Source organism: Kordia jejudonensis (assembly GCF_001005315.1).
GTDB classification, from domain to species: domain Bacteria; phylum Bacteroidota; class Bacteroidia; order Flavobacteriales; family Flavobacteriaceae; genus Kordia; species Kordia jejudonensis.
Genome location: NZ_LBMG01000002.1, coordinates 100,727 through 126,174 on the forward strand (window position 1 = coordinate 100,727; position 25,448 = coordinate 126,174).

The window sequence follows — 25,448 nt, forward strand, 5'->3', positions numbered from 1 at the left end:
TCAAATTCAAATTCTTTTTTCTAACTAGTGTAATGATTCCGAAAAACTTCCTACCAATACCTCATGGATTTTATTTGGTATTTCATTATCGGTGTTTTAGTAACATTCTTGGGCGCAATTCCTTTAGGAACAGTTAATATTTCAGTCATTAATACTACAGTACGCGTAGATGCACGAAACGCAATGAAGATAGCATTAACGGCTGGAATTGCAGAAATTATCATTTCATTTTACGCATTGCATTGCAGTATGGTCGTTGCTGATTTTATAGATATGAATCAGTGGATTCAGATGGCAATTGCGGTTGTTTTATTCTTAATTGGTGGCGTTTTATTCTTCAAAAAGAAAAAAGAAACACAGGAAAAGAAGTTCAAAATGTCCAAATACATCACGGGATTATTTCTTGGATTGTTGAATCCGCCAGTATTAGTATATTGGATTTTTATGATTTCGTATCTAAACAAAAATGCTTTCCAACTCAATATGAATACGTCATTAACAATTCTGTTTGTCTTCTTTTCAGGTGTGTATTTAGGAAAATTGTTAACACTTTACGGATATAGCCGATTTAGTGTTTTGATTAAAAACAAAGTGCAGAATATTGCGGCTATGATTAATAAAGTGATCGGTATTTTGTTGTTTGTGATTGGAAGTATTCAGTTGGTAAAATATATGTTTAGTTAATATGGAATGGTGGACTGTTAGATTTTTAGATACGCTTCGCTTTGGTAGCGCTGACGCTGTTGAAGTTTTTGGTAACTAAATTTCAAAAGCATTTAGATTTCAAAGTAGCTCTCGATGTGTTTTTTGTTAATTCGTTTAAAGTATTGTCATTCCGCACTTGATGCGGAATCCACTTTTTTACGAAATAGATAGATTCCTGCCTGCGCAGGAATGACAAATTTAACTAATACCTAAACTCACCACAAAACCTTCATTTCCGCGAACGTTGAACACGGTATTGTCTTCAAATATTAAATATTGTCCTTTGATGCCTTTTAAAACTCCTTCAAAGCTTGGTGTTTTGGAAAGATTCAAACTTTTTACTTTTTCAGGATACGAAAGCACGGGGAAATCAAGTTCTACCACTTCTCTATTGTTTAAGAAATACGGTTGCGCTTCCGCTGGAATAAACGCTTTCAATTCTTCTCGCTTCTCGGCTAAATCGGCATCTTCATTGAGATTTTGAAGCATTTTTCGCCAATTTGTTTTATCGGATACATGTGATTTTAGCGCAACTTCCGTGATTCCTGCCAAATATCTATTTGGAACTTCTGCAATTTCCACAGCTTTTACAGCTCCTTGATCTATCCAACGTGTTGGCACTTGTCGCTTACGAGTGACTCCAACTTTTATTTCACTCGATAAAGCCAAATATACAATATGTGGTTGCAATTGTACTTTTTTCTCGTATTCCAAATCACGATCTTCTACATCTAAATGTGCTGTGCTCAATTCTGGTCGCATGATCCAATCGCCAGCCGTTGGAATTTCAAAAAAACAGCTTTTACAAAACCCTTGACGGTAAATTTGCTTGTCTAAATGACAATTTAAACATTCAAATTTCTCAAAATTTAAACGTAGTGTTTTATTAAGTAATTGGTTCATATTCAAGAAATCATCTTCAAAATTTAGGTAATATTGAATCGGTTTTCCGAACTCCGTTTGCATTTTTGTTAAAACACCTTGATACATCATTAAAGATTTTTGCTATTTTTATTCACTTAAAGTATGATTGCGTTAAAAGCAGATCGTTGACGAAAGTATAAAACTTTTTGCTTGCAACCATATTTTATCAACTAAAAACAACCGAATAACGTACACATAATGCCAATACCATTAGTAAATTCTATCGCTTCGTGGTTTTTAAAAAAACGCATCTCTCAAATAGAGCTTTTTTTACAAAACCCGCATGAAGTACAGTTGGAGTTATTGATGTCATTACTAACTACAGCAAAGAAGACGGAAGTTGGCAAACAGTACGATTTTGCAAGTATTACCAATTATAAAACGTTTACCGAACGTATTCCTGTCACATCTTACGAGCAAATTCAGCCAATGATTGAACGTTCACGCAGAGGCGAAAGCAATATTTATTGGCCAAAACCAATTCGATGGTTTGCAAAATCGAGCGGAACTACAGATGCGAAGAGTAAATTTATTCCCGTAAGTGAAGATTCATTAGAATTGTGTCATTATGCCGCAAGTAAAGATTTGTTGTGCATGTATTTAAACAATAATGAAGGTTCACAATTATTTAATGGAAAAAGTTTACGCTTGGGCGGAAGCAAAGAATTGTACGAGCAAAATGGTACATTTTTTGGCGATTTGTCAGCAATTTTGATCGATAATTTACCGCTTTGGGCAGAATTTAGCAGTACACCAAGCAACAAAGTTTCCTTAATGGGCGACTGGGAAGTGAAGATTGATGCAATTATTGCCGAAACCTTAAAAGAAAATGTGACAAGTTTGGCTGGCGTTCCTTCGTGGATGTTGGTTTTGTTGAATGAAGTCATCGTACAAACACAAAAAGCACATTTATTTGAAGTTTGGGAAAACTTAGAAGTATATTTTCATGGTGGCGTAAGTTTTGTCCCATATGAAGAACAATATCACAACTTATTACCAAAACCAGATTTTAAGTATTATGAAATTTACAATGCTTCCGAAGGTTTCTTTGCGATTCAAGATCGAAACAACTCAGACGAGCTTTTATTAATGCTTGATTATGGTATTTTTTACGAATTTATTCCGATGGAAAGTTTTCATTTTTTGGATCAGAAAATAATTCCATTATCAGACGTTGAAGTTGGCAAAAACTACGCGGTTGTTATTACGACAAATGCAGGTTTATGGCGTTATATGATTGGCGACACTATCCGATTTACCTCAACAAATCCATACCGAATTAAAGTTACAGGACGCACAAAGCATCATATCAATGTGTTTGGCGAAGAGCTAATTATTGAAAATGCGGAAGATGCGCTAAAACGTGTTTGCATCGCGACAAAATCGGAAATTGTTGAATATACAGCTGGTCCTATTTTTATGCAAAATAAAGAAAAAGGTGCCCACGAATGGATTATTGAATTTAAGAAAAAGCCAGAAAATATTAGTGAATTTGCCTTTTTGTTAGATGAAGCTTTGCAGAATATCAATTCGGATTATGAAGCTAAACGATTTAATAATTTAACGTTAAACAGCTTGAAACTTCATGTGGCACGTCCACAATTATTCTACGATTGGTTAAAGAAAAACGACAAGCTTGGCGGACAGCATAAAATTCCTAGATTGTCCAATCAGCGTGTGTATTTGGACGAATTACTGCAAATGAACAGTATTCAATAAAACATTGTTTTTCAGCAACCTACCATTTTTCTAGGTAGAAATACTTGGTTTTTATTTCATTTATCTTTCCTAAATTACCACTCGTCGAATTTCTGTGTCTTTTAACCAATAAAAAACAGGTAACAAAATTGCTACTCTATATTTGAGGTATCAGATTATTAATATAGTACAATACCCAATTTTAGAATGAAAAAGTTTACACCTACAATGTTGCTTTTGTTAGCAACATTTACTGTAACTTTCGTAACTGCACAAGGGCCAGAGGCAGAAGCGTTAGACGACAGTAACTTCTACACAGAAACGACCAAAAAAGAATTCGCAAACAGAGCTATTAAGGCATTAGATCCAAACGGATTTATGTACGAATTCGAAAATTTAAATATCAATACTCCATATTCTGAGCATGCAACTGCTTTTTTTAGAGATAAAGTTATTGTTTCTTCAGCGAAGAGAATTGGAGGTTTTACAAGCAAAAAAGATGGTTTCTACAATTTATATTGTGGAGATTTAAATCAAAAAGGAGATATTAAAAATTTAGTGAACTTCTCAAGAGCTATCAATACCAAAGAAAATCACGAAGGTTCTGTAGCACTTTCAAATGCACAAGATGTTGTTTTCTTTACAAGAAGTGTTGAAGAGAACGGAGAATACAATTTGAAGATTTTTAGAGCAGAAATGATTGAGTACGAATGGACAAATTTTGAAATGTTACCATTCAACATGGAAGGATATGCTATTGAAAATCCTGTTTTATCTCCAGATGACAAAACAATTTACTTTTCAGCAAACATTCCAGGTTCAAAAGGAGGATTTGATTTATTTTCTGTTGCAATCAACGAAGATGGAACATATGGAACTCCTGTAAACTTGGGAAGCGAAATCAATACACATAAAGATGAAAGATTTCCATACGTTATGGGAGACAATAGTGCTTTGTACTTTTCTTCTAACGGACACTACAATTTAGGTGGTTTGGATATTTTTGAAAGTAAAATTATCGATGGAAAATTTAATTTCCCTGTAAATATGGGAAGTTCTTTAAACAGTCCTGAAGATGATTTCGGTTTCTTAATGGATCAGTCAAATTCTGGATTCTTTACATCAAACAGAGCAGGTGGAAAAGGTGGAAACGACATCTACTATTTTAAGAGAGAAAAAACATTACAATCATTACAAGGAACTATTGTTGATTATAAAACAAACATGATTTTACCAAATGCTACTGTAACTGTAGTTGATGCGTATGGACGTATTGTTGATAAAATTAAAACAAACGATCAAGGTATTTTTACCACAAAGGTAATTCCTTACAACTCTTATACGTTACACGCTTCTAAAGATGGTTTCATTGAAACTGACGAAGATTTCGAATCGTACAGAGGAGATGATTTCACACATAAGTTAACTATTAAACTTCCACAAGCGAAAGCTGAAATCGTAGAAGTTGAAGAGAAGTTAATGATTAAAATTGAAAACATTTATTTCGATTATAACAAGTGGGTTATTAAAGACGAGTCAACATTATCTTTGAACAAGATTATTGAAGTGTTGAATGAAAACCCAACAATGGTTATTGAAATCAATGCACATACAGATACAAGAGGAAAAGCTGGTTATAACTACACGTTATCAAACAAAAGAGCTGCTTCTGCTAAAAAATATTTAATAGAAAATGGAATTAACGCGAGTCGTTTAGTTTCAAAAGGATACGGTGAAACACAGCCACTTGAAAAGTGCGGTGCTAACTGTTCAGAAACCCAGCATGAAACAAACCGTAGAATCGAGTTTGTTATTGTTGAGTAGTACTTAGTAATAAACTGATAGATAGAAAAGCGCTTGTGAAAACAGGCGCTTTTTTTATTATATATTAGACCTCTTATCTATTTTGAAATCTTTAATTTTTACTTACTGTTTTGTTTTTTTATATCATATTTCCCAACTCTTAATAATACAGCAATTAATAACAACATTTTATCTGAATGATATTCGCTTACGTGATAAAAACAATGAGCTACATTATTTCTCAAATTTAAGCCCCCATCACTAGAGAATAAATAATTAAAAAGCAGCCTATCATCCTCATTAAAAAATTCAATAATTATTTCATTATCAAAAACATTATGGATATAAGCTTCTTGCATTCCTTTCTCTCTATTAAGACTAGTAGGGACACCAACTCTTTCGCAGAAGCTTCTAAAAATCCCTTCCATTTTTAAAGTTAAACTATCAATACATAAAATAAAGCTAGGCTTATAATATTTAGTGCTTTGCCAAGCTTGTATCTGTAAGTAAAATTCGATTATTGCTGGGCTTATTTGCTGAACTAAATTAACAAGTTTTTCATCTCCCCCTAGATCGTATTGTATATGAAGTTTTCCAATCCATGTTTTTTCAACTAAAAAACCAATTAAATTTTCAAAAGTAAGTTTGCCAGATTTAATGCCAAATATTAAAATATAGTGCAGATAAGGTAAAGCACTTATTTCCAAATGAAATTGATAAGACTCAAATACTTTTCTTAATTCTTTATTATTTGCTTTTTGATTTGTTATATTTTTATTCTTATCGAAACTAATTGTCGTTGCAAAATCTAAAAAAGTATTCCCTTTTTTCTCAGAAGCTTTGATCACATCGTTATAATCAGGAAAAAAAGTTCCCGACGATACAAATCTATATATATCATGAGAACTTTTTTTTAGAATATTTCTAGCTTTAATTTTTATATTTTCTTGATGTTTTTTTAATAAATCTTGAATTTCTTCCGTATAAGAAATTGTATGAGTAGGTAGTTTTATTTGAGGTTTTAAATTCGCATAAAGTATTTCCGCTTTTTTACGATATTCTAAATTACCTGATAATTTGAATGCTTCTATTGCTTTAGCATGGTAATCCTGTTTAATCCAAAACTTTTCTTCTTGAGTTATCTCTTCTGCCATTCTTAGAAAAGCTAATCCAATTTCATTTTGCCAATTTTTTGTATCTGACTTTATTTTCGCAGCAATTTTAATTGCTGACGGTAAATACTCGTTTACAAGAAGAAAATCTTCTTTTCCTCCTTTACTTTCCTCCAATTGTGTTTGAAATAATGAAAGAGTATTTTCAAAATCTTTAGGTTTAAAAATCTTTTTGCATGACAACATATCTTCAAGAATACTATGAAGAGTATAAAACTTTAATCTTTTTGCCTTAAACAATAAAAAAATGGTTAATTCCTTCAACTTAGTCTTGTCTGATTTAACCTCACTACTTAGCAATACTAAGATTTCAAATAATTCTCCTATTTGAAAAGAGTTATCTTGATTCCCATAGATATCGTCTAATTCATAATACTTACTTATTGAAAGTATATAATTATCAATAGCATTCAAAGCATACATTAATCGTTTTATTCCTTTAGGACATTTCCATAATAAATGATTATATCGAGCAAGTAGAATTGAATTATTTGAAGATTTTATTCTTTCTTTCAGATATTCAATTACATCAATTTGAAACTTACTTAAATCAGGATATTTATTTATCTCTGATTCATCTTTTTTGATAGAGTAAATTTGAGAGAACAATCGTTCTCCCTTTATTTCAAACATAAAACAATCGATTTCCCATTGGGATTTTTTCTTTTCATCTTCATCTTTAGTGTAATCTCTATACTTTACCCAAAGATTTACTAAGTCATAATTTCTTCTCAAATCAAAGACATTGTCTTCTATAAATTGGAACACATCATTTATTGATTGAAATTGTTCTATGTTGATATCTCTATGCTTAATTTTCATATAAGAAACACTTGATTCAAATTGTAATATTCTAATTCAACTGTCTTTAAAGTTAAGACAATAACTTACACAAAACAATGTGGTTTCCCGTAAAAACTCTCAAAATCACTTATTTTTTATCACATCAGATGTTATATCTATACTGAGGCTTATTTAATCCTTCAAATCAATTCATTAAAGTATCACTCTAGCTTTGCTTAGTATTTTTAATCAAAATATATTTTAATCTTAATAGTGTTCGATAAAACCATTAGAAAATTATACATGATAGTATCATATGATACTATCACGCGTTTTTTATAGAGTATAAAGACAACAAAACGCACATTCAAGATTGAGAATGTACGTTTTAGTATCGTTTAGTTGTGTCTTGTAATTATTTAGTTGAAGCTGTTTTATCTTTCTTCAACATTTTTTTATAACGACCATTTCCAACATAGGTATAAATTAATTCAGATAGATAGAACTTGTCATCACGCCACGAGTCGCCCAAACGCACTACAATGATGTTTTCCGTTGGATTCACATATACATGTTGTCCAAGTATTCCGAGCGCGTTGTAATCGTCTCCTTGAAAGTAAGAAACATAACGACCACTTTTTAGTTTGTTAGATTTTAAGTATTGTTTATTATTTGCTTCTGCATACGCTTTTCCTTCTTCGGCAGTATCAAATACATCATAGTGTGAACTTGTCCACCATTTGTTTTTGTATCCAAAGTGTTGGTTTATTTTTTTACCACTATCCGTTTTAGCAACCCAAGCGGCTGGCACTATCTGGACACCATTGTATTTTCCACCATTGAGATATAAACGTCCAAACTTTGCAAAGTCTTCCGCAGTAGCATTGAGACAACAGAATGCTTTTACCATTTTGTTACGCTCGCTATCAACCGTCCAAGTAGCATCAGATTTCATCCCTAAAGGTTTCCATATTTTTTGCGATAGGTATTCCTCCAAAGGCATTTTTGTAACACGTTCTAAGATAACACCTAAAACTTGCGTGTCAATACTTCTGTAATTGAAACGTCCTGGTGCTTCTTCAATAGTCATTCCGTTGGTAATTTTTGTACGAATATTGGTTCCGTAGTATAAACGTGCCATTCCTGTAAATGGATTGATGCGTGGATATTCGTCAAATTTGATTCCACTTTGCATATTCAACAAGTGTTTTACCGTGATGTTAGCAAAGTCTTTATCTTGTTTTAGCAATTCTGGCAAATAGGTTGTAATTGGCGCATTTTCGTCTAGTAAACCTTCTTCTTGTGCTATTCCTACCAATGCTGATACAAATGATTTTGCAACCGAAAATGAGGTTAGTAATGAGTTTTCATCATATTCGTTAAAATACTTTTCATAGATAATTGTATCATTTTTGATAACCATGAACGCATTTGTGTTGGTTCCTTCCAGGTTTTCATCTAAGAAAGACGCTAAATCTGCATCCGTTTTTGCAGCAAATATAAAGTCATCTTGACCTTTTTCGACAGTTACCTTTGGTTGCCATTCATTGTCTGTAATGTCTGCTTGACCATGACGAACAGTTCTGTAGATCATTGTGCAACTTTCGCAATATATTGCAGTAATTAGGATAAGTGTTAAGGCAGTTATTTTAAATATTGACTTTTTCATAACAAATTGTTTTTATTGTTTCAACAGTTCAATATTCCGACTTTATCCTAGTGTTTACAACTATTTGTGGCGAATGGATCGGTTTGAGTGGTCGATTTTTTTGCCTTTGGCGAACCGTTTATTCTACGGGATTAATGAAATGTTGCACCAATGCCTTTTTGTAGGTTTTGGAAACAGGAATTTCGGTCACATTTGGCTTTAAGATCAAAATAGTTTGTGCAGATTCACGTTTCCATTCTAAAAAGTGAGCAGGATTTATTAGAAACGAACGATGTGTTTTTAGCAAGAATGGAAATTGAGCTTGCAAGACAGATATTTTGTTTCGAAAGAGATCGCTTTTCAATTCATCTTGTAATAAGTAATGTACTTTTACATAGTTGTTTGCCGATTCAATAAAAACGAGTTCCGCTTCTTTTATGTGTAATACTTCAGCTTTGTTTTCTCCTTTGATGACAATGTTTGTTTCTTTCGGCTCGACCGATATGGTTTCCGAATTTGGTCTATTTCCAAACATCCAACGTAAAAATAGCATAACTGGAAGAATCAGGAAAACTGTTGGAATGACTTGTTGGAAAAAGAAGTATGAAAATTTGTGCGCATACGGATCATTTTCTAACAGGATGAATTTGAAAAAAGCATATCCAATTCCTCCTGAAAAAATCATCATTGAAAGTATGAATAGTAGTTCTTGAACGATGCTCCATTTTCCAGAAAATTTATATAAAAATCTCTGTATGGGAATGGTAATGATATAGGTTAGAATTCCAACCATGGCATATCCGAAACACGCTAATAGTCGTTCTGCTTTTGGCAATTCGTATAGATCAAAAGGTTCTACATAGTAGAAAAAGAGAAATAACCAAAACCCAATAAAAAATCCAACCAATAGCTGTTTCCGTATTGATTGGATGTAAAAATTTTGTATCTGCATTATTTACTAGAAATTATTTACGATACTGCTTTTAGTTTTTTGATGGCTACTTTTGATAGCTTTTTCTCAGCGTATGTTTTGCTGATTTTCAGTTCTTTTTCATCAGATCCTGGCAATTCGAACATCGCATCCGTTAAGATCGTTTCACATAACGAACGTAATCCACGTGCACCAAGTTTGTATTCTATTGCTTTTTCTACGATGAATTCTAACGCGCCTTCTGTAATATCAAACTCAATATTATCCATTGCAAATAATTTTGCATATTGTTTGATGATTGCATTTTTTGGCTCCGTTAAGATCGCACGTAATGTGTTTGCATCTAACGGATTCATATGCGTCAACACAGGCAAACGACCAATTATTTCAGGAATTAAACCGAAATCTTTTAAGTCTTTTGGAATGATGTATTGCAACAGATTGTCCGCATCAATTACCTCTTCATCTTTGGAAGCACTGTAACCAACGGCTTGCATATTCAATCGTCGTGTAATGACTCTTTTGATACCATCAAAAGCTCCACCCGCAATAAATAAGATGTTTTCTGTATTTACTTCAATGAATTTTTGATCAGGATGTTTACGTCCTCCTTTTGGCGGAACATTTACAACCGTTCCTTCTAAAAGTTTTAGCAACGCTTGTTGTACACCTTCTCCAGAAACATCACGTGTAATGGATGGATTGTCACTTTTACGTGCAATTTTATCAATTTCATCAATAAATACAATACCGCGTTCAGCTTTTTCAAGATTGTAATCTGCGGCTTGTAATAAACGTGTTAAGATACTTTCGACATCTTCTCCTACATAACCAGCTTCTGTTAAAACGGTAGCATCTACAATAGCCAGCGGAACATTTAGCATACGTGCAATGGTTTTTGCCATTAACGTTTTTCCTGTTCCTGTTTCTCCAACCATGATGATATTACTTTTTTGAATTTCAATACTATCACTTGATGGTGGTTGTAACAGTCGTTTGTAGTGATTGTACACGGCAACCGACATTACTTTTTTGGTGGCTTCTTGCCCGATGATGAATTCGTCTAAGAATTCTTTGATTTGTTTTGGTTTGCGCAGTACCAATTCTGATGATAATTCATCATTACTGGCTTGTTTTGATTCTTCTAAAACAATTCCATGCGCTTGTTCAATACATCTGTCGCAGATATGAGCATCTAAACCTGCGATTAACAGATTTGTTTCTGGCTTTTTTCTACCACAGAATGAACATTCTAATTCTTCTTTCGCCATTATTTGTTGTTATTTACTTGTAGCGCTTTTAGTTTATTCTCTTACAAGTATTTCATCAATCATTCCGTATGCTTTTGCTTTGTCGGCTTTCATCCAATAGTCACGATCAGAATCGTTGTAAACTTTATCGTAATCTTGCCCTGAGTGCTTAGAAATGATTTTGTATAATTCTTCTTTTAGTATTAAAATTTCTCTTGCTGTAATTTCAATATCACTCGCTTGTCCTTGTGCACCTCCTAATGGTTGGTGAATCATAACTCTTGAGTGTGTTAATCCTGAACGTTTTCCAGCTTGTCCAGCACATAATAATACAGCTCCCATAGAAGCAGCCATTCCTGTACAGATAGTTGCTACGTCTGGTTTTATAAATTGCATTGTATCATAGATTCCTAGACCAGCATATACGCCACCACCTGGAGAGTTGATGTAGATTTGAATGTCTTTAGACGAGTCTACACTTTCCATGAATAGTAATTGTGCTTGTACAATATTTGCAACTTGATCGTCAATTCCTGTTCCTAAGAATATGATTCTATCCATCATTAAACGTGAGAAAACGTCCATTTGAGCAACGTTCATTTGGCGTTCTTCAATAATATATGGTGTCATTCCGACAGGGTTTGTAAATGTAGAAGGAGACATACGACTTACTATTTTGTCGTAGTACATATTGTTGATACCGTGATGTTTAGTCGCGTATTTATGAAATTCTTTTTTATAATCCATTTGATGTCTTTATATTTTTTGATTAAAAAAGGCGCTAAAATGTTGATTTTAACGCCTTAAATATAAGTATTTTATTTCTTAATGACTATCTCCGTATACTTCTTTAACGAAGTTTTCGTAAGTCACTTCTTTCTTTTTAAGGTTTGCCTTTTCTTTGAAAAGTTCTAATAGTTTTTGACTTAGCAACTGATCTGTTAATCTTCGTACCTCATCTTGGTTCGATAAAATTCTTGCTGCGATGTCGTCTAACTCTTGATCACTTGGGTTCATTTGTCCAAATTGCGCCATTTGCGCTCTGATCATTTGTCTTGCAAATTCTTTTAAGTCTTCAAACTCAACTTTTACTTCATTATCTTTAACCAAACGGTCTTGAATGAGTTGGTAACGCAATCCTTTTTCAGATTTTGTGTATTCTTCTTCAGCTTCTTCTACAGATAATTCTTTTTCTCCAGCAGACTGAATCCATTTTTTCAAGAAACCATCAGGTAAATCAAATTTCGTATTTTCAATTAAATCTTCTGTTACATCATTAAGTAAACGTTGATCTGATTGTTGCACAAATTGTTTTTCTGCATCTTCTTTGATCTTTTGTTTTACTTCTTCTAATGTATTTACATTTCCTTCACCAAATAATTTATCGAATAATTCTTGGTTTAGTTCTGCTAATTCTCTTGTGTTTGCTTCGTTTATTTTGAAAGAAACTTCAATATCTAAATCGTGTGCATCATCATGAGAAACTTTTAAGAAGTTCATTACATCATGATCGTCATTGAACAATCCTTTTGTTTTTAAGGTAAGTGTATCTCCAACTTTTGCACCAACAAACTTGTTTACGTTTCTTTTTCCTTTGATTTTATCCAAACCAAAAGTTACGCTGTTTTCAATTTCTTTTTCTTCGTTTGTAAAAACACCTGTTACTTCTGACTCTTCAGTAACTTCGTCTTGACTGATAAGTTTTCCGTATTGTTTTCTGATATTTTCTACTTGCCCATCGATCATTTTCTCATCAGCAACGATATCGTATTGTGTAACGGCATTTTTCTTTAGGTCAACATTAAATTCAGGAGCTAATCCTAATTCAAATTCGAAAGAGAAATTTTCAGCGTCCCAGTTGAATTCTTCTTGCATTCTTGGCAATGGATTTCCAAGGATATCTAGTTTTTCTTCTACTAAATATTTGTTCAATCCTTCTTGTAATAATTTGTTTACTTCATCAACAAGTACTGCTTTTCCGTACTGCTTTTTTACCAATCCCATTGGTACATGACCTTTTCTAAATCCTGGGATGTTAGCTGTTTTTCTGTAGTCCGTTAAAATTTTAGTTACTTTGTCGTTGTAGTCTTCTTTTGCAATTTCAACTGTAACAACCGCATTTAGCGCGTCTATATTTTCTCTTGTTATATTCATTTCTTTTATTATGATATAAAAATTGGCTTGCAAAAGTACATTATTTTTAGAAGCGAATCAAGTTATTTAAGTATTTGTGTATCAGTTTATTTTTACTGCAATTATAGAAATTAGCATGTGAATTATTTGTGAATTGAGTTTTTCACGAAAGATGCTATAAAAAAAGCACCGATTTCTCAGTGCTTCTTCAAAATTATATTTTATGATCTGTACTACTAGTTCGTTGGAACTACAGTAACTCCAGGGTAATATCCGGCAGTAACTCCAGGAACATCTGAACCATATTTTTCGTTGATTACTCTAATGAATTCATTTGCTACAATTGCATATCCTCTAGAATTTGGATGTACACCATCTAAAGAGAATACTGCTGTAGAGATAGCATTTGAAGAACCATCGAAGTAGTTGTTTGTATAAATTTGTCCATCAGCTGTACGCAAACCAGAAACTAATACTTCTAGTGTTGCTGCCATGTCTGCAATTGCTAAGTCTTTCTCAGTTGCAATAGCTATAATTGCATTATTGTAAGCAGTTCTCGCATTTCTTACCAATTGAATTTCATCTGCCGTTAATACCCAATTATCTGCTAAAGGTATTCCTACACCATTAACACTTGAAGGATCGTTTGGATCTGCTTGTGTTCCGATAAAACCAGAAGAAGGCAATATAAGTAAGTCGTTTACTGTTGACATTCTGTAACTTGGAATTCCAAATCCTGAAAGGTTTGTTAGATCTTCATCAACAATTACAACTGGATTTTGTCCTGCTGCAAATGTAATTGTACGTTGTGCAGCTTCAGCAGCAGTAATTAAACCATTTCCAGCTGCAAATTGCAAGCCTCCATTATACGTTGCATAAGCGTTGTTTACAAATGCTGCCGTTCCTGCATCCATTGGCACAGGATTGTAAGGTACTGTTGTAAAGTAAGGAATAGAGGTTACATCAGGAAGTGTAGCTACCACTCCTTTTGCGCCGTTTGCTGTTAATGCATCTACTAAACCTTGGTAGGTGAATGCAAATACACCTGGATCCGTAATATCGTTTCCTCCATACCCTAATACATTCGGATCTCCTGTTCGGTCTACACCAACTCCACCTGAAGTTGCATAGGATAAGATGTCATTGTTTCCAATCCATAATGTAAAGAATGTTGGGTTTAACGACGTTGCATCTTCTATAACTGTGATATTTGGACTTGTTGCATGTCTAACAAAGTAAGGATTTGCTGCTCCAAAAGCTAAGTTTTCAATGTTTCCATATCCTGGTGCTCCTAAATGGAACGATTTTGCTCCTGGAACTCCCATATTATTGTATGCTGTTTGTTGCAAATTTGATACTTCAACTGTTGAAGTAACATTTAAGTTTTCAGGACCACCTTCACTCGCATCAATTACTAAACGTGTTCCAAATCCTGGTAATGGACTTCCTTGTAATAAAAATCCTCCTGCATCATTTACATCATCTTCAAAAGATGGTTGTGTAAATGTTCCTCCGCCAACTAAAGCGAATTTCTCTGCCATAATATTTGGAAATGAATTTTGTTGTCCACTTCTAAATACAGTTCCATCCATGTAACCAGCAGTTAGTGAATTTCCAACGGCTACAAATGTTGAAAAGTCTGCTGATCCACTTGTATATGCTCCACTTTCGTCAATTGGATTATCGAATTCTGGTTCACACGCGAATAATCCTAAAGCTAATATTGCTAAATATTTTATATTGTTTTTCATCTTTATTCTGCTCTTTACTATTATAATTTATATGAAACTCCGATTCCTGCTACTAAAGCATTTGACTTGTATTCTCCTGCAAAAGACAATCGCTGTCCTGCTTCTTCAAAATAGTCATATGAGTTTTGAATTTCATTAGAATGTACATATAATACAGATGCGTCAATTGCCCATTTACTGTTTAGGTTATACGAAAATCCTGCTGTAAAGTTTACAGAATCTGGTCGTGGCGTTTCTGGTGCAAAAAATCCATCTCTAATTGGCGACTCGTCAAAGTAGAAACCTGCTCTTACAGTTACTTTTTGAGTTGCTTCATATTGTGCTCCAATTTTGTATATAGAAGAGTTTTTGTAAGCTCTTGGGTTTCTTGATAAACCTGCCGAATTGAAAAACTGAACATCTAATGATTGGTATGCATCCCAGAACGTTCTTGTATAATCAAAAGCAACTAACCATTTTTCACTTGGTTTAAAAGAAGCTCCGAAAGTTAATTCGGCTGGCAACGGTAATGACGCTGTAAAATCGCCATCAGCAAAGCCTGGTGCTAAAGCTGCTGGTAAGTTTTCAAAATCAGCTGTTCCATCTCCTCTTTCTACATCCATGTCAATTCGTGAACGGTAGTTAAATCCAAGTGTGAAATCTTCCGTTGGACGAAACATTGCTCCGACAGAATATCCCCAAGCGTTGATTCCTGAAGCGTCAATTGTTACGTTTGAACGTACACCGTTTTCATCCGTTAAACTTCTAGATAAGTTTCTGTTGAAGTTTACAGCTCCAGTAACATAAATTGGTCCACCACCAACACTTAACTTGTCGCTAATTTTAATGGCAATTGTTGGCTGCACAAAAATGGCAGACAGTTCAATATTGTTTACCAAGTGCGAACCTTCCCAATCTGTTGGCCATTCTACTCTACTTCCGTAAGGTGTATATATAGCGATTCCAGCAGATAACCAATCGTTAATTTTGTATGCTCCATACGCGTAAAAAGGTGTTCCCACTGGATTGTCAGCTTCTGACGAATATCCGAACTCTCTATTTTGATATGATGTATTTGAAAGTACTGCTGCTGCTCCTAATGACACATTTAGCTTTCCATCTAAGTATACCAAACCAGCTGGATTAAAGAAAGCCGATTCAGCGCTTGTTACTACAGCAACTCCTGTATGTCCCATAGCTAATTGTTTATGACCTTGTACTCCGACTCTATATCCTCCAGCGTACATTACCGAAGCCGAAAAAGCGATGGTCAATACCAATAAAAGTTTTTTCATAATAATTAAATTGATGATTTAAGGTTAAATTTTTGTAAAATCAGTGGTTCAAAATTAGTACAAATTATGATATACACAAGATTTAAACGAATTTATTATGCATTCATAGTAAATTTAGAACGATTTTTAAGAATTCAAAAAAGAAAGCGTTTTTTCTAAAAATTGTGTAGGGTTTTCCGCATGCAGCCAATGTCCCGAATTTGAAACCTCTTGAATGGTTGCTTTTGGAAAGTATTGATGAATTAATAATTCATCACCAATTTGTATGTATTCTGACTTGTCTCCTTTTAAGAAAAGTGTTTCTTTTTCATATATTGTATTGCCCGAAAGCGCTTCTCCAATTTCTTCTACATTATTAATAAGTACTTGAAGATTCACGCGTAAACCCAAGGTTTTGTCTACTTTCCAATATAGATTTTTTAGTAAAAACTGTCGCGTACCAAATTCAGGCACAAATTTTTCCATGATATCTTCCGCATCTTTTCTACTAGCAAGCATTTCCGCTTGAAGCGCCGATAAACCTGCTAAGATTTGTTCGTGATGTGTTGGGTAAAATTTTGGACTGATATCAACAATAACAAGTTTTTCAACCATTGCAGCATATTTCATTGAGAATACCATTGCCGTTTTTCCACCCATGGAATGTCCTATTAGTGAAATGGAAGTCAAATTGTAATGATCGCAATAGTGTTTTATATCTTCCGCAAGGATGTCATAGTTAAATTCATCTGAATGAAAACTACGACCGTGATTTCGTTGATCTACAAGATGCACTTGAAATCCTTCCTTCGCGAACTTTTTCCCTAATGTTTTCCAATTGTCAGACATGCCTAAGAAACCGTGAAGTATGATTAGTGGTTTGCCTGCTTCTCCAATGATATTTGAATGTAAAATCATTATTTTAGTTTGTTTAAATACATATTTACCACATTGTCTATTCCTAAATATATAGACTCTGCAATTAAGGCATGACCGATGGAAACTTCTAATAGGTTTGGAATTTCTTTTGCGAAGAATTCAATATTGTCTAAACTTAAATCGTGTCCTGCATTGACACCAATTCCCAATTCATTGGCACGAACAGCACAATCAATATACGGTTGAATCGCCTTTTTATTTCCTATACTGTATTCGTGTGCAAATGCTTCTGTGTACAATTCGATACGATCGGTTCCAACATTTTTGGCGCCATCTATCATTTCTACCGTTGGATCGACAAAAATAGACGTACGAATTCCATTGTTTTTAAATTCTGCAATTACTTCTGTTAAAAAGTCTTTGTGTTTTATAGTATCCCAACCTGCATTGGACGTAATGGCATCAACCGCATCAGGCACCAACGTAACTTGTGTAGGTTGTACTTCCAACACTAAATCCATAAATTTCTGAATTGGATTTCCTTCAATATTATATTCCGTATGTACAATTGGTTTTAAGTCTCGTGCATCTTGGTAACGAATGTGTCGTTCGTCTGGTCGTGGATGAATTGTAATTCCTTGCGCACCAAAATTTTGCACATCTTTAGCGAACTTTACTAAATTTGGCACATCGCCACCTCTAGCGTTTCGTAACGTGGCAATTTTATTTATGTTTACACTAAGTTTTGTAGTCATTGCGTTTATATTTTATAACTCTACGCAAAAATACAAAGTTCGCATGCTTAGAAGTAGTTATTTTTAATTAATTTGCGCTCACAAATCTTTTGTTTATGAATATTGCACACTACATTCTTAATGATGTTACTCCTCTGACTGTGAAAGATCAGGTAAAAGAAGCGCAATTGGTGTTTAATCAACTTACTTTTTCACACATTCCAATCATGCAAGATGGTGTGTATTTGGGTTGTTTGTCTGAAACAGATTCACATTGTTTTGAAGCAGACAAAGCTATTGATGAATATCGTTATGCATTGGAGCAGTTTTTTGTGCGCACACATACAAATTGGATTGACGTGTTGGAAGCTTTTGCGCAAAATTCAACGAATGTGATGCCAATTTTGAACGAAAAAAATGTGTATGTTGGTTATTACGAACTCAATGATATCATCAATATTTTTAATGATACGCCATTTTTACACGAACTTGGAAGTGTTTTGGTGGTTGAAAAAGGCATTAAAGATTATTCATTTAGTGAAATTAGTCAAATAATAGAATCGAACAATGCGCGTTTACTCGGTGCGTTTATTTCGAAAACAGAAAATGATGTTGTTCAGGTGACCATTAAATTGAATAATGCTGGACTGAACGAAATTGTGCAATCGTTTCGACGCTACAGTTACAATATTGTATCGGAATTTGCAGAAGATGCATACATGCAGAATTTAAAAGAACGATCGGACTATTTAGATAAATACCTTAATATATAGGAGAAGAAATCATGAAAGTTGGTATTTACGGGCAATTTTATCATAAAGATTCAGGAGAATACATTCAGTATTTACTTGAAACATTACACCATTTTGGCATAGAAATTCATGTTGAAAAACATTTTTATGAAATTTTCTCTTCCAAACTAAACATTTCAAAAAAGTACAAAACATTTTCTTCGTATGATGATTTGGACAATTCGTTCGAATTATTTTTAAGTCTTGGCGGCGATGGAACTATTTTGAGAACCATCACGTTGGTGCAAGATTTAAATATTCCCATCTTAGGAATTAATACAGGTAGACTTGGTTTTTTAGCCACTATTCAAAAAGAAGAAATTAAAGAAGCTATTTCTAAAATTATTGGTAAAGAGTTTACCGTAATTGAACGAAGTGTATTAGCCGTAGCAACTTCTCCCGAAAATGAAGATATAAAAAATATGAACTTTGCGTTGAATGAAGTTACGGTTGCCCGAAAGGATACAACTTCGATGATTACCGTAAAGACACATTTAAACGATGAATATTTAAATTCGTATTGGGCAGACGGACTTATTGTCGCAACGCCAACAGGTTCTACAGGATATTCGCTAAGTTGTGGCGGACCCGTTATTACGCCAGACAATAATAGTATGGTGTTGACACCTATTGCGCCGCACAATTTAAACGCGCGTCCGTTAGTTATTCCCGATCATACTACCATACAATTAGAAGTTTCTGGACGTGAAGACAAACATTTAATATCGTTAGACTCAAGGATTGCGACGGTAAACATAAATACGATAATTACAGTAAAAAAAGCGCCTTTTACGATCAAACTTGTTGAACTAGAAGGACAAAGTTTTCTAAAAACACTTCGAAAAAAGCTCCTTTGGGGAGAAGATAAACGAAATTAAAAGCAATAAAATCCTGCAAATTATGTTTAAATCCCATAGGTTGATTTTTACAATTGCCTATAACAAAAGAGAATACTATATTTGCAAACTTTTGATACTATGAAGAGACTCGTCTTAATGTTGGTTGCTTTTACTTTAACCCACGCAGCAAATGCACAACTCCATGAAATTGGAGCGTATATTGGGTATAGTAATTTTATTGGTGATGTTGGTGCTACAACCTACATTAACCCAAACCACCTGGCGTACGGAGCTATTTACAAATGGAATAGAAGTGAAAGACATTCGTTTAGAGCTTCCATTACACGAACACAGCTTGAAGGAAAAGATATTAAATCCGATGATCCAGCACGACAAGCACGTGGATTACAATTTACAAATACCATCACAGAGCTATCTGTAGGATTAGAATTTACCTTCTGGGAATTTAACTTGCACGACCTTGATCCTCAAGGAACTCCATACTTATATTCTGGAATTTCTTACTTTAGCTACGATACGCTATTTTTAGATGACGGAAAAATTGTTCCTTACGGAGATGATAGTACCTTTGCCATCCCGATGGTTTTAGGATACAAAACCACAATTTCTCCTAGTATGATTTTAGGTCTCGAAATTGGAGCACGATATACATTTACAGATGATATTGATGGAAGTAATCCTGTAAAAGACAAAAAAGACTTTGACAATTTAAAGTTTGGAAATATAAACAGTAACGATTGGTATATGTTTATGGGAGTTACCCTAACCTATACTTTTGGAAAAAAGCCCTGCTTCTGCTACTAGCAAAGCATGCAATTATAGAAATGAATTTAGTAGATCAAATACAAAAAGACTTTTTGCCAAAACATTTAGCCATTATTATGGACGGAAATGGGCGCTGGGCAAAACAGAAAGGCAAGCTTCGTGTATTTGGACATGAAAACGGAACAAAAGCAGTTCGACGCACTATTGAAACTTGTGCCGAACTCGGTATACCTAATCTTACCCTATATGCATTCTCTACAGAAAACTGGAATCGACCAAAATTAGAAGTAGAAGCATTGATGCGATTGTTAGTTTCTTCTTTGCGTAAAGAATTAAAACAACTTGTTAAAAATAACATTAAATTACAAGCTATCGGAAACCTAGATTCGCTTCCTAATAAGGCTAAAAAAGAGTTATTTGAAGTCGTTGAAAAGACTAAAAACAACACGCAAATGACGCTTACACTGGCGTTGAGCTATGGTTCAAGAGCTGAAATAAAAAATGCTGTTAAAGAAATATGTAATAAAGTTAAAAATAATATAATTTCTATAGAAACTATTGACGAATCAATTATTAATCAGCATCTTTACACGCAAAATTTACCTGATGTAGATTTACTTATACGCACCAGTGGTGAGCATCGTATAAGTAATTTTTTGTTATGGCAAATAGCATATGCTGAGCTTTACTTTACAGATGTACTATGGCCAGATTTTGACAAAAAGGATTTATACGAAGCGTTGATTAATTATCAAAATAGAGAACGAAGATTTGGAAAAACAAGCGAACAAATTAATTAGAATTTTAATGCAAAAAAAGTACCTAAAATTATTTTTACTAGTATCATTACTGTTTTGCAGTATCGCGACACATGCGCAGGAGACGACGTTTGATAAAGGAAAGAAGTACACCATTGGCGGTATTAAAGTGACCGGATTGAAAAGTTATAACGAACAAACCGTTGTAACCTATACCCAATTAAGAGAAGGACAAGAAATCTTAGTGCCAGGAGAAGAAATTAGTGGAGTTATTAAAAAACTCTGGGGATTAGAACTATTTAGTGATATCAATTTCTATATAGAACGCATCGAAGGTGACAAGATATTTTTAGAACTAAATATCAAAGAATTGCCGACACTTTCAGAAGTAGATGTACGCGGTTTAAAAGAAAGTAAAATTGCGACAATTATTAAAGAAACGGACCTTAAAAAAGGGAAGAAGATTACGGAAAGTTTTATTGCGAATACAAAAAACTACATTCAAAATAAATATAAAAAACAAGGATATTATCGTACTAAAGTAGATATCACTACAGTGGAAGATACGGTAACTACGGAGTCCAAAAATGCCATGAAAATGATTGTAAATATCGATCGTGGTAGCAAAATAAAAGTAAAGAAAATTCGCTTCACTGGGAATGAGCAATTCAAGGACAAAAAGCTACGAAAAGCCATGCGCAACACGAAGCAAAAGTTCTTTTTACGAGTTTTCAAATCTTCTAAATTTATCCCAGAAGACTACAAAGAAGATTTAGCTTCTATTATTGAAAAATACAAAGAAAATGGATTTCGTGATGCCAGAGTTACTAAAGATTCTATCAGCTGGAACGACGATAATACGATCAATATAGACATTGCACTTGAAGAAGGTAGAAAATACTATTTCGGAGACATTACTTTCTTAGGAAACTCAGTATACACGGATGACGAATTAAGACGATTATTAGGAATCAACAAAGGAGACACTTATAATGGTGTATTACTTGAAAAACGTATTGCAGACGAAACTGATCCTGATGCTGACGATTTAACAAATAAGTATCAAAACAATGGATACTTATTCTCTAACATTAACCCTGTTGAGGTTTCTGCTAAAAATGATACCATCAACTTTGAAATTCGTATCATCGAAGGAAAACCTGCCTATTTCAACAACATTACAGTTGTAGGAAACGAAAAAACAAACGATCATGTAATTTATCGTGAAATCCGTACGAAACCAGGAGAACTATACGGAAAGGAAAAAATTATACGTACCATTCGTGAATTAGGACAATTAGGTTTCTTTGATGCTGAACAAATTAAGCCAGAAATTAAAAATCCTGATCCAAATAGTGGAACTGTTGACGTTGAGTTTAGTGTTGCAGAACGTGGAGGAAGTCAAATAGAACTACAAGGTGGTTATGGTGGTGGAGGTTTCATCGGAACCTTAGGACTATCATTCAACAACTTCTCTATTAAAAACCTATTTAATGGTGATGCATACAAACCTTTACCTACAGGAGATGGACAAAAACTATCCTTACGTGCACAAGCAAGTAGATTTTTCCAAACCTTTAGTTTCTCATTCACAGAACCATGGTTGGGAGGAAAAAAACCTGTACAGTTTACAACATCTTTATCACATACTGTACAATTCTTATTTAACCCACAAACAAATAATGCTGACAAAAGCAGACGTTTCTTAATTACTGGATTATCTGTAGGATTGGCAAAACGATTAGCTGAACCGGATGATTTCTTTGTATTATCGCAAGCGCTAAGTTTTCAACATTACAACCTAAAAAATTATAACACAGGATTATTTACCTTTGGTGATGGATTCTCAAACAACTTCTCATATACAGCTGCATTGAGTAGAAACTCATCGGGTCCAAACCCAATATATCCAATGTCTGGATCTGACTTTTCCATCAGTGCAAAACTTTCTTTACCATACTCTTTATTTAACAATGTAGATTATGGAGATCTTGAAAATCAAGAAGAATTCCAAGAAAGAGATGCCAATGGAAATTTCTTAAATGCTAATGCCGGGCAACCTGGAGAACCTGCAAATTTAGGTCCTACATTAGAAGAAGGAGAAGTACCGATTGTTGACCAAGGAAAAGTAGATCAAGAAAAATTTAAGTGGTTAGAATTCTATAAAATTAAATTTAAAGGTGCTTGGTACCAACGAATTGTTGACAAATTAGTCCTAAAAACAGAAGCAAATTTTGGTTTCTTAGGTGCGTATAACAACGACCGAGGTATTATTCCTTTTGAGCGATTCTTCGTTGGTGGAGACGGTTTAGGACAGTTTAGTTTAGACGGTAGAGAAGCAATTGCACTTCGTGGATATCCAAATCAATCACTTTCTGATTTAGATGGAGGTACTATTTACAATAAATTTTCGTTAGAGTTACGTTATCCGATTACTTTGAAACAAACAGCATCGATTTATGGGTTAACATTTTTAGAAGCTGGTGGATCATTTAATTCGTTTAAAGAATATAGTCCGTTTGAATTAAATCGCTCAGCTGGAGCAGGATTGCGTATATTTATGCCAGCATTCGGATTATTAGGTATTGATTTTGGATACGGATTTGACCCAATTCCAGGAACAACACAACGAAATGGATGGGAAACACATTTCATAATCGGGCAGCAATTTTAAGCCATTTTTATTTTTGGCACGATATTTTCTATTAACAAACCGACACAGTATGAAAACTAAAGTTCTTTTATTATTAACAATGCTTTTTGCACTATCATCACAAGCACAAAAACGTGTAAATGGTGCAAGAGTTGGCTACATCGATATGGAGTACATTTTAGAAAATGTAACTGCGTATAAAGAAGCAAATACACAGCTTGAAGCAAAAGCGCAACGCTGGAAAGCTGAAATGCAAAAAAAGCAAGGTGAGATTGATCAAATGAAAAAAAATCTCAGCGCCGAGCGTGTATTACTCACAAAAGAATTGGTAGATGAGCGTGAAGAAGAAATTCAACTATTAGCAGAAGAATTAGAAAAATACCAACAAGATCGTTTTGGTCCTAATGGTAGCTTAATGATTCAACGTCAGAATTTGGTAAAACCAATTCAAGACCAAGTATTAAACGCGGTTCAAGACATTGCTAAGAAAAGAAGATATGATTTTGTATTTGACAAGTCAGCAGATGTTGTAATGCTCTATTCTTCAAAGAAATTTGATATTAGCGATCTTGTATTAAGAACGATTAATAGAGATGTAAAACGAGAAGGAAGAGCAGCCAAACTCAAAAAGCAAAGTGAAAAAACGAAGTTTGATGATACGGAGAAAGAAGTAGATCCTGAAGTAGAAGCAAAAAAGCAAGCAGTTGCCGATAAGAAAGCGGAACGTCAAAAACTACTCGATGAGCGAAAGCAAAAACGTTTGGAAGATCGTGAAGCGAAGAAAAAAGCATACGAAGAAAAGCGTAAAAAATTAATCGCTGATCGTGAAGCAAAGAAAAAAGCAGCTGAAGAAAAACGAAAAAAACGCGCTGAAGAAAAAAAGAAGAAAGAAGAAGAACGCGAGCAGCAGAAAGAAGAAAATGAAAATGAAGGCAGCGGCGGCGCAGGAAATGGAAAATAACAAAAATTAAATATAAATAACACTTAAAGTAAATAATTGAAATCATGAAACAAATGAAAAAGCTAATAGCTATTGCAGTCTTATTTTTTGGAGTAGTAAGTTTTACAAATGCACAAACTAAAGTTGCCCATATTGATACGCAAAAATTAATTAGTGCAATGCCAGAAATGAAAGCTGCTAAGACAGAATTCGACAAGTTACAACAATCATTAGGAGCAGATATTGAAGCGTCAATTACAGAGTACAGAAACAAATTAACTCAATATACAAACGAAGCGCCTACAAAAACTGATGCTGAAAATGCTAGTAGAAAGCAAGAATTGGCTGAACTAGAAGCACGTATACAAGAAGCAAGAGCTGCTGCTGACAAAACAACACAGCAAAAGTATATTGATCTTACAAAGCCTATTCAAGAAAGAGCTTTGGCTGCAATTCAAAAAGTTGCCAAAAGTCTTGGTTATGCTTACGTTTTAGATGCAACTGCTGGTTCAGGATTACTTCTTGCAGATGGAAAAGACTTGATGGCAGAGGTTAAAAAAGAATTAGGCATTTAATTGCAAAAAACTCAAAAAAATTCATAATAATTTATACTATTTCTTGTAAAAATATGTTATTTTAGAACTAACATTAAAATATATATTATGAAGAAAAAAAGTTTAAAAAATTTAGGATTAAAAAAAGAGTCAATCTCTAATTTAAGTAATACTGTTACTGGTGGAGAAAGAGGAGGAGAAAGTACAAACATGTTTTGTCCTACTACATATTGTAGTCAATTCACTTCTTGTGACTTCTGCCCAACATCAGTATGTGACACGCAAGTTACATGCCCAACATGGGTTACTTGTGACTGTCCTGTTCTAACTGAATAAAACAGAGAATAAAGTAAATGGAAAAGCCGCCTATTGAGCGGCTTTTTTATTGGAAACATTTAGATAACTAAAAAATGCTGCTTGAAAATTTTCAGACAGCATTTTTAGTTTTCCCTCATATCATTTT

22 protein-coding genes are annotated in these 25,448 nt (G+C 33.9%); 11 read left to right on the top strand and 11 right to left on the bottom strand.

The window, feature by feature from the left end; genetic code table 11:
* The first annotated feature begins 63 nt into the window (after positions 1-63).
* Positions 64-684: a LysE family transporter gene (locus AA089_RS01365; RefSeq protein ID WP_046755109.1), complete on the top strand. Its 621-nt coding sequence runs from the start codon at positions 64-66 to the stop codon at positions 682-684.
* 219 nt (positions 685-903) lie between these two features.
* Here the strand turns inward: AA089_RS01365 and AA089_RS01370 are convergent, their stop codons facing one another.
* A complete protein-coding gene (locus tag AA089_RS01370; protein WP_046755110.1) occupies positions 904-1,698 on the bottom strand; it encodes a DUF2797 domain-containing protein in 795 nt (264 codons plus the stop codon).
* A gap of 129 nt (positions 1,699-1,827) precedes the next feature.
* Here AA089_RS01370 and AA089_RS01375 point away from each other — a divergent pair, with 129 nt between their 5' ends.
* Positions 1,828-3,348, top strand: a complete 1,521-nt coding sequence (locus AA089_RS01375) for a GH3 auxin-responsive promoter family protein (RefSeq protein ID WP_046755111.1) — start codon at positions 1,828-1,830, stop codon at positions 3,346-3,348.
* Positions 3,349-3,534: 186 nt separating this feature from the next.
* Complete coding sequence (locus AA089_RS01380; RefSeq protein ID WP_082113165.1) at positions 3,535-5,151, top strand: OmpA family protein; 1,617 nt, start codon at positions 3,535-3,537, stop codon at positions 5,149-5,151.
* Between the two features lie 98 nt (positions 5,152-5,249).
* Here AA089_RS01380 and AA089_RS01385 read toward each other — a convergent pair whose 3' ends face one another.
* The 10 genes from AA089_RS01385 to AA089_RS01430 form a co-directional block, all read right to left on the bottom strand.
* Entirely contained in the window at positions 5,250-7,124 is a 1,875-nt protein-coding gene (locus AA089_RS01385; protein WP_046755113.1) for a DUF4209 domain-containing protein, read from the bottom strand.
* Between the two features lie 376 nt (positions 7,125-7,500).
* Positions 7,501-8,754, bottom strand: coding sequence for a serine hydrolase domain-containing protein (locus AA089_RS01390; protein ID WP_053002155.1), 1,254 nt, complete (start codon positions 8,752-8,754; stop codon positions 7,501-7,503).
* A 118-nt stretch (positions 8,755-8,872) separates the two neighbouring features.
* On the bottom strand, positions 8,873-9,685 hold the full coding sequence (locus tag AA089_RS01395) for a LytTR family DNA-binding domain-containing protein (RefSeq protein WP_082113166.1): 813 nt from the start codon (positions 9,683-9,685) through the stop codon (positions 8,873-8,875).
* Between the two features lie 17 nt (positions 9,686-9,702).
* Complete coding sequence (clpX, locus tag AA089_RS01400) at positions 9,703-10,935, bottom strand: ATP-dependent Clp protease ATP-binding subunit ClpX (RefSeq protein WP_046755115.1); 1,233 nt, start codon at positions 10,933-10,935, stop codon at positions 9,703-9,705.
* A gap of 33 nt (positions 10,936-10,968) precedes the next feature.
* On the bottom strand, positions 10,969-11,661 hold the full coding sequence (gene clpP / locus AA089_RS01405; protein WP_046755116.1) for an ATP-dependent Clp endopeptidase proteolytic subunit ClpP: 693 nt from the start codon (positions 11,659-11,661) through the stop codon (positions 10,969-10,971).
* A 78-nt stretch (positions 11,662-11,739) separates the two neighbouring features.
* Positions 11,740-13,068: a trigger factor gene (gene tig, locus AA089_RS01410; protein ID WP_046755205.1), complete on the bottom strand. Its 1,329-nt coding sequence runs from the start codon at positions 13,066-13,068 to the stop codon at positions 11,740-11,742.
* Positions 13,069-13,283: 215 nt separating this feature from the next.
* Positions 13,284-14,798 carry an SGNH/GDSL hydrolase family protein gene (locus tag AA089_RS01415; RefSeq protein WP_046755117.1) on the bottom strand — a complete coding sequence of 505 codons (1,515 nt, stop codon included), beginning with the start codon at positions 14,796-14,798 and terminating at the stop codon, positions 13,284-13,286.
* Positions 14,799-14,818: 20 nt separating this feature from the next.
* Entirely contained in the window at positions 14,819-16,072 is a 1,254-nt protein-coding gene (locus AA089_RS01420) for an OmpP1/FadL family transporter (protein WP_046755118.1), read from the bottom strand.
* Positions 16,073-16,198: 126 nt separating this feature from the next.
* Complete coding sequence (locus AA089_RS01425) at positions 16,199-16,969, bottom strand: alpha/beta fold hydrolase (RefSeq protein WP_046755119.1); 771 nt, start codon at positions 16,967-16,969, stop codon at positions 16,199-16,201.
* Entirely contained in the window at positions 16,969-17,685 is a 717-nt protein-coding gene (locus AA089_RS01430; RefSeq protein WP_046755120.1) for a pyridoxine 5'-phosphate synthase, read from the bottom strand. Before AA089_RS01430 ends, AA089_RS01425 begins: the two co-directional genes overlap by 1 nt.
* 95 nt (positions 17,686-17,780) lie before the next feature.
* Here AA089_RS01430 and AA089_RS01435 point away from each other — a divergent pair, with 95 nt between their 5' ends.
* The 8 genes from AA089_RS01435 to AA089_RS24460 all read left to right on the top strand — a co-directional run bounded on the left by AA089_RS01435 (position 17,781) and on the right by AA089_RS24460 (position 25,321).
* Positions 17,781-18,437: a CBS domain-containing protein gene (locus AA089_RS01435; RefSeq protein WP_046755121.1), complete on the top strand. Its 657-nt coding sequence runs from the start codon at positions 17,781-17,783 to the stop codon at positions 18,435-18,437.
* 11 nt (positions 18,438-18,448) lie between these two features.
* Positions 18,449-19,333, top strand: a complete 885-nt coding sequence (locus AA089_RS01440) for an NAD kinase (RefSeq protein ID WP_046755122.1) — start codon at positions 18,449-18,451, stop codon at positions 19,331-19,333.
* A gap of 99 nt (positions 19,334-19,432) precedes the next feature.
* Positions 19,433-20,119 (top strand): type IX secretion system protein PorG, encoded by a 687-nt coding sequence (gene porG, locus AA089_RS01445; RefSeq protein WP_046755123.1) that lies wholly within the window; start codon positions 19,433-19,435, stop codon positions 20,117-20,119.
* Positions 20,120-20,139: 20 nt separating this feature from the next.
* Complete coding sequence (locus AA089_RS01450; protein WP_046755124.1) at positions 20,140-20,880, top strand: isoprenyl transferase; 741 nt, start codon at positions 20,140-20,142, stop codon at positions 20,878-20,880.
* 7 nt (positions 20,881-20,887) lie between these two features.
* Positions 20,888-23,512, top strand: coding sequence for a BamA/OMP85 family outer membrane protein (locus AA089_RS01455; RefSeq protein WP_046755206.1), 2,625 nt, complete (start codon positions 20,888-20,890; stop codon positions 23,510-23,512).
* A gap of 49 nt (positions 23,513-23,561) precedes the next feature.
* Positions 23,562-24,452, top strand: a complete 891-nt coding sequence (locus tag AA089_RS01460; protein ID WP_046755125.1) for an OmpH family outer membrane protein — start codon at positions 23,562-23,564, stop codon at positions 24,450-24,452.
* A gap of 53 nt (positions 24,453-24,505) precedes the next feature.
* Positions 24,506-25,006, top strand: coding sequence for an OmpH family outer membrane protein (locus AA089_RS01465; RefSeq protein WP_316936937.1), 501 nt, complete (start codon positions 24,506-24,508; stop codon positions 25,004-25,006).
* An 87-nt stretch (positions 25,007-25,093) separates the two neighbouring features.
* Complete coding sequence (locus AA089_RS24460; RefSeq protein WP_156168854.1) at positions 25,094-25,321, top strand: hypothetical protein; 228 nt, start codon at positions 25,094-25,096, stop codon at positions 25,319-25,321.
* The last annotated feature ends 127 nt before the right edge of the window (positions 25,322-25,448 follow it).

What these genes read in the sequence shown, in the direction of transcription:
- AA089_RS01365 (WP_046755109.1), top strand. Translation starts at nt 64, where the DNA reads ATGGATTTTATTTGGTATTTCATTATCGGTGTTTTAGTAACATTCTTG.
- AA089_RS01370 (WP_046755110.1), bottom strand. Translation starts at nt 1,698, where the DNA reads ATGATGTATCAAGGTGTTTTAACAAAAATGCAAACGGAGTTCGGAAAA.
- AA089_RS01375 (WP_046755111.1), top strand. Translation starts at nt 1,828, where the DNA reads ATGCCAATACCATTAGTAAATTCTATCGCTTCGTGGTTTTTAAAAAAA.
- AA089_RS01380 (WP_082113165.1), top strand. Translation starts at nt 3,535, where the DNA reads ATGAAAAAGTTTACACCTACAATGTTGCTTTTGTTAGCAACATTTACT.
- AA089_RS01385 (WP_046755113.1), bottom strand. Translation starts at nt 7,124, where the DNA reads ATGAAAATTAAGCATAGAGATATCAACATAGAACAATTTCAATCAATA.
- AA089_RS01390 (WP_053002155.1), bottom strand. Translation starts at nt 8,754, where the DNA reads ATGAAAAAGTCAATATTTAAAATAACTGCCTTAACACTTATCCTAATT.
- AA089_RS01395 (WP_082113166.1), bottom strand. Translation starts at nt 9,685, where the DNA reads ATGCAGATACAAAATTTTTACATCCAATCAATACGGAAACAGCTATTG.
- clpX (WP_046755115.1), bottom strand. Translation starts at nt 10,935, where the DNA reads ATGGCGAAAGAAGAATTAGAATGTTCATTCTGTGGTAGAAAAAAGCCA.
- clpP (WP_046755116.1), bottom strand. Translation starts at nt 11,661, where the DNA reads ATGGATTATAAAAAAGAATTTCATAAATACGCGACTAAACATCACGGT.
- tig (WP_046755205.1), bottom strand. Translation starts at nt 13,068, where the DNA reads ATGAATATAACAAGAGAAAATATAGACGCGCTAAATGCGGTTGTTACA.
- AA089_RS01415 (WP_046755117.1), bottom strand. Translation starts at nt 14,798, where the DNA reads ATGAAAAACAATATAAAATATTTAGCAATATTAGCTTTAGGATTATTC.
- AA089_RS01420 (WP_046755118.1), bottom strand. Translation starts at nt 16,072, where the DNA reads ATGAAAAAACTTTTATTGGTATTGACCATCGCTTTTTCGGCTTCGGTA.
- AA089_RS01425 (WP_046755119.1), bottom strand. Translation starts at nt 16,969, where the DNA reads ATGATTTTACATTCAAATATCATTGGAGAAGCAGGCAAACCACTAATC.
- AA089_RS01430 (WP_046755120.1), bottom strand. Translation starts at nt 17,685, where the DNA reads ATGACTACAAAACTTAGTGTAAACATAAATAAAATTGCCACGTTACGA.
- AA089_RS01435 (WP_046755121.1), top strand. Translation starts at nt 17,781, where the DNA reads ATGAATATTGCACACTACATTCTTAATGATGTTACTCCTCTGACTGTG.
- AA089_RS01440 (WP_046755122.1), top strand. Translation starts at nt 18,449, where the DNA reads ATGAAAGTTGGTATTTACGGGCAATTTTATCATAAAGATTCAGGAGAA.
- porG (WP_046755123.1), top strand. Translation starts at nt 19,433, where the DNA reads ATGAAGAGACTCGTCTTAATGTTGGTTGCTTTTACTTTAACCCACGCA.
- AA089_RS01450 (WP_046755124.1), top strand. Translation starts at nt 20,140, where the DNA reads ATGAATTTAGTAGATCAAATACAAAAAGACTTTTTGCCAAAACATTTA.
- AA089_RS01455 (WP_046755206.1), top strand. Translation starts at nt 20,888, where the DNA reads ATGCAAAAAAAGTACCTAAAATTATTTTTACTAGTATCATTACTGTTT.
- AA089_RS01460 (WP_046755125.1), top strand. Translation starts at nt 23,562, where the DNA reads ATGAAAACTAAAGTTCTTTTATTATTAACAATGCTTTTTGCACTATCA.
- AA089_RS01465 (WP_316936937.1), top strand. Translation starts at nt 24,506, where the DNA reads ATGAAAAAGCTAATAGCTATTGCAGTCTTATTTTTTGGAGTAGTAAGT.
- AA089_RS24460 (WP_156168854.1), top strand. Translation starts at nt 25,094, where the DNA reads ATGAAGAAAAAAAGTTTAAAAAATTTAGGATTAAAAAAAGAGTCAATC.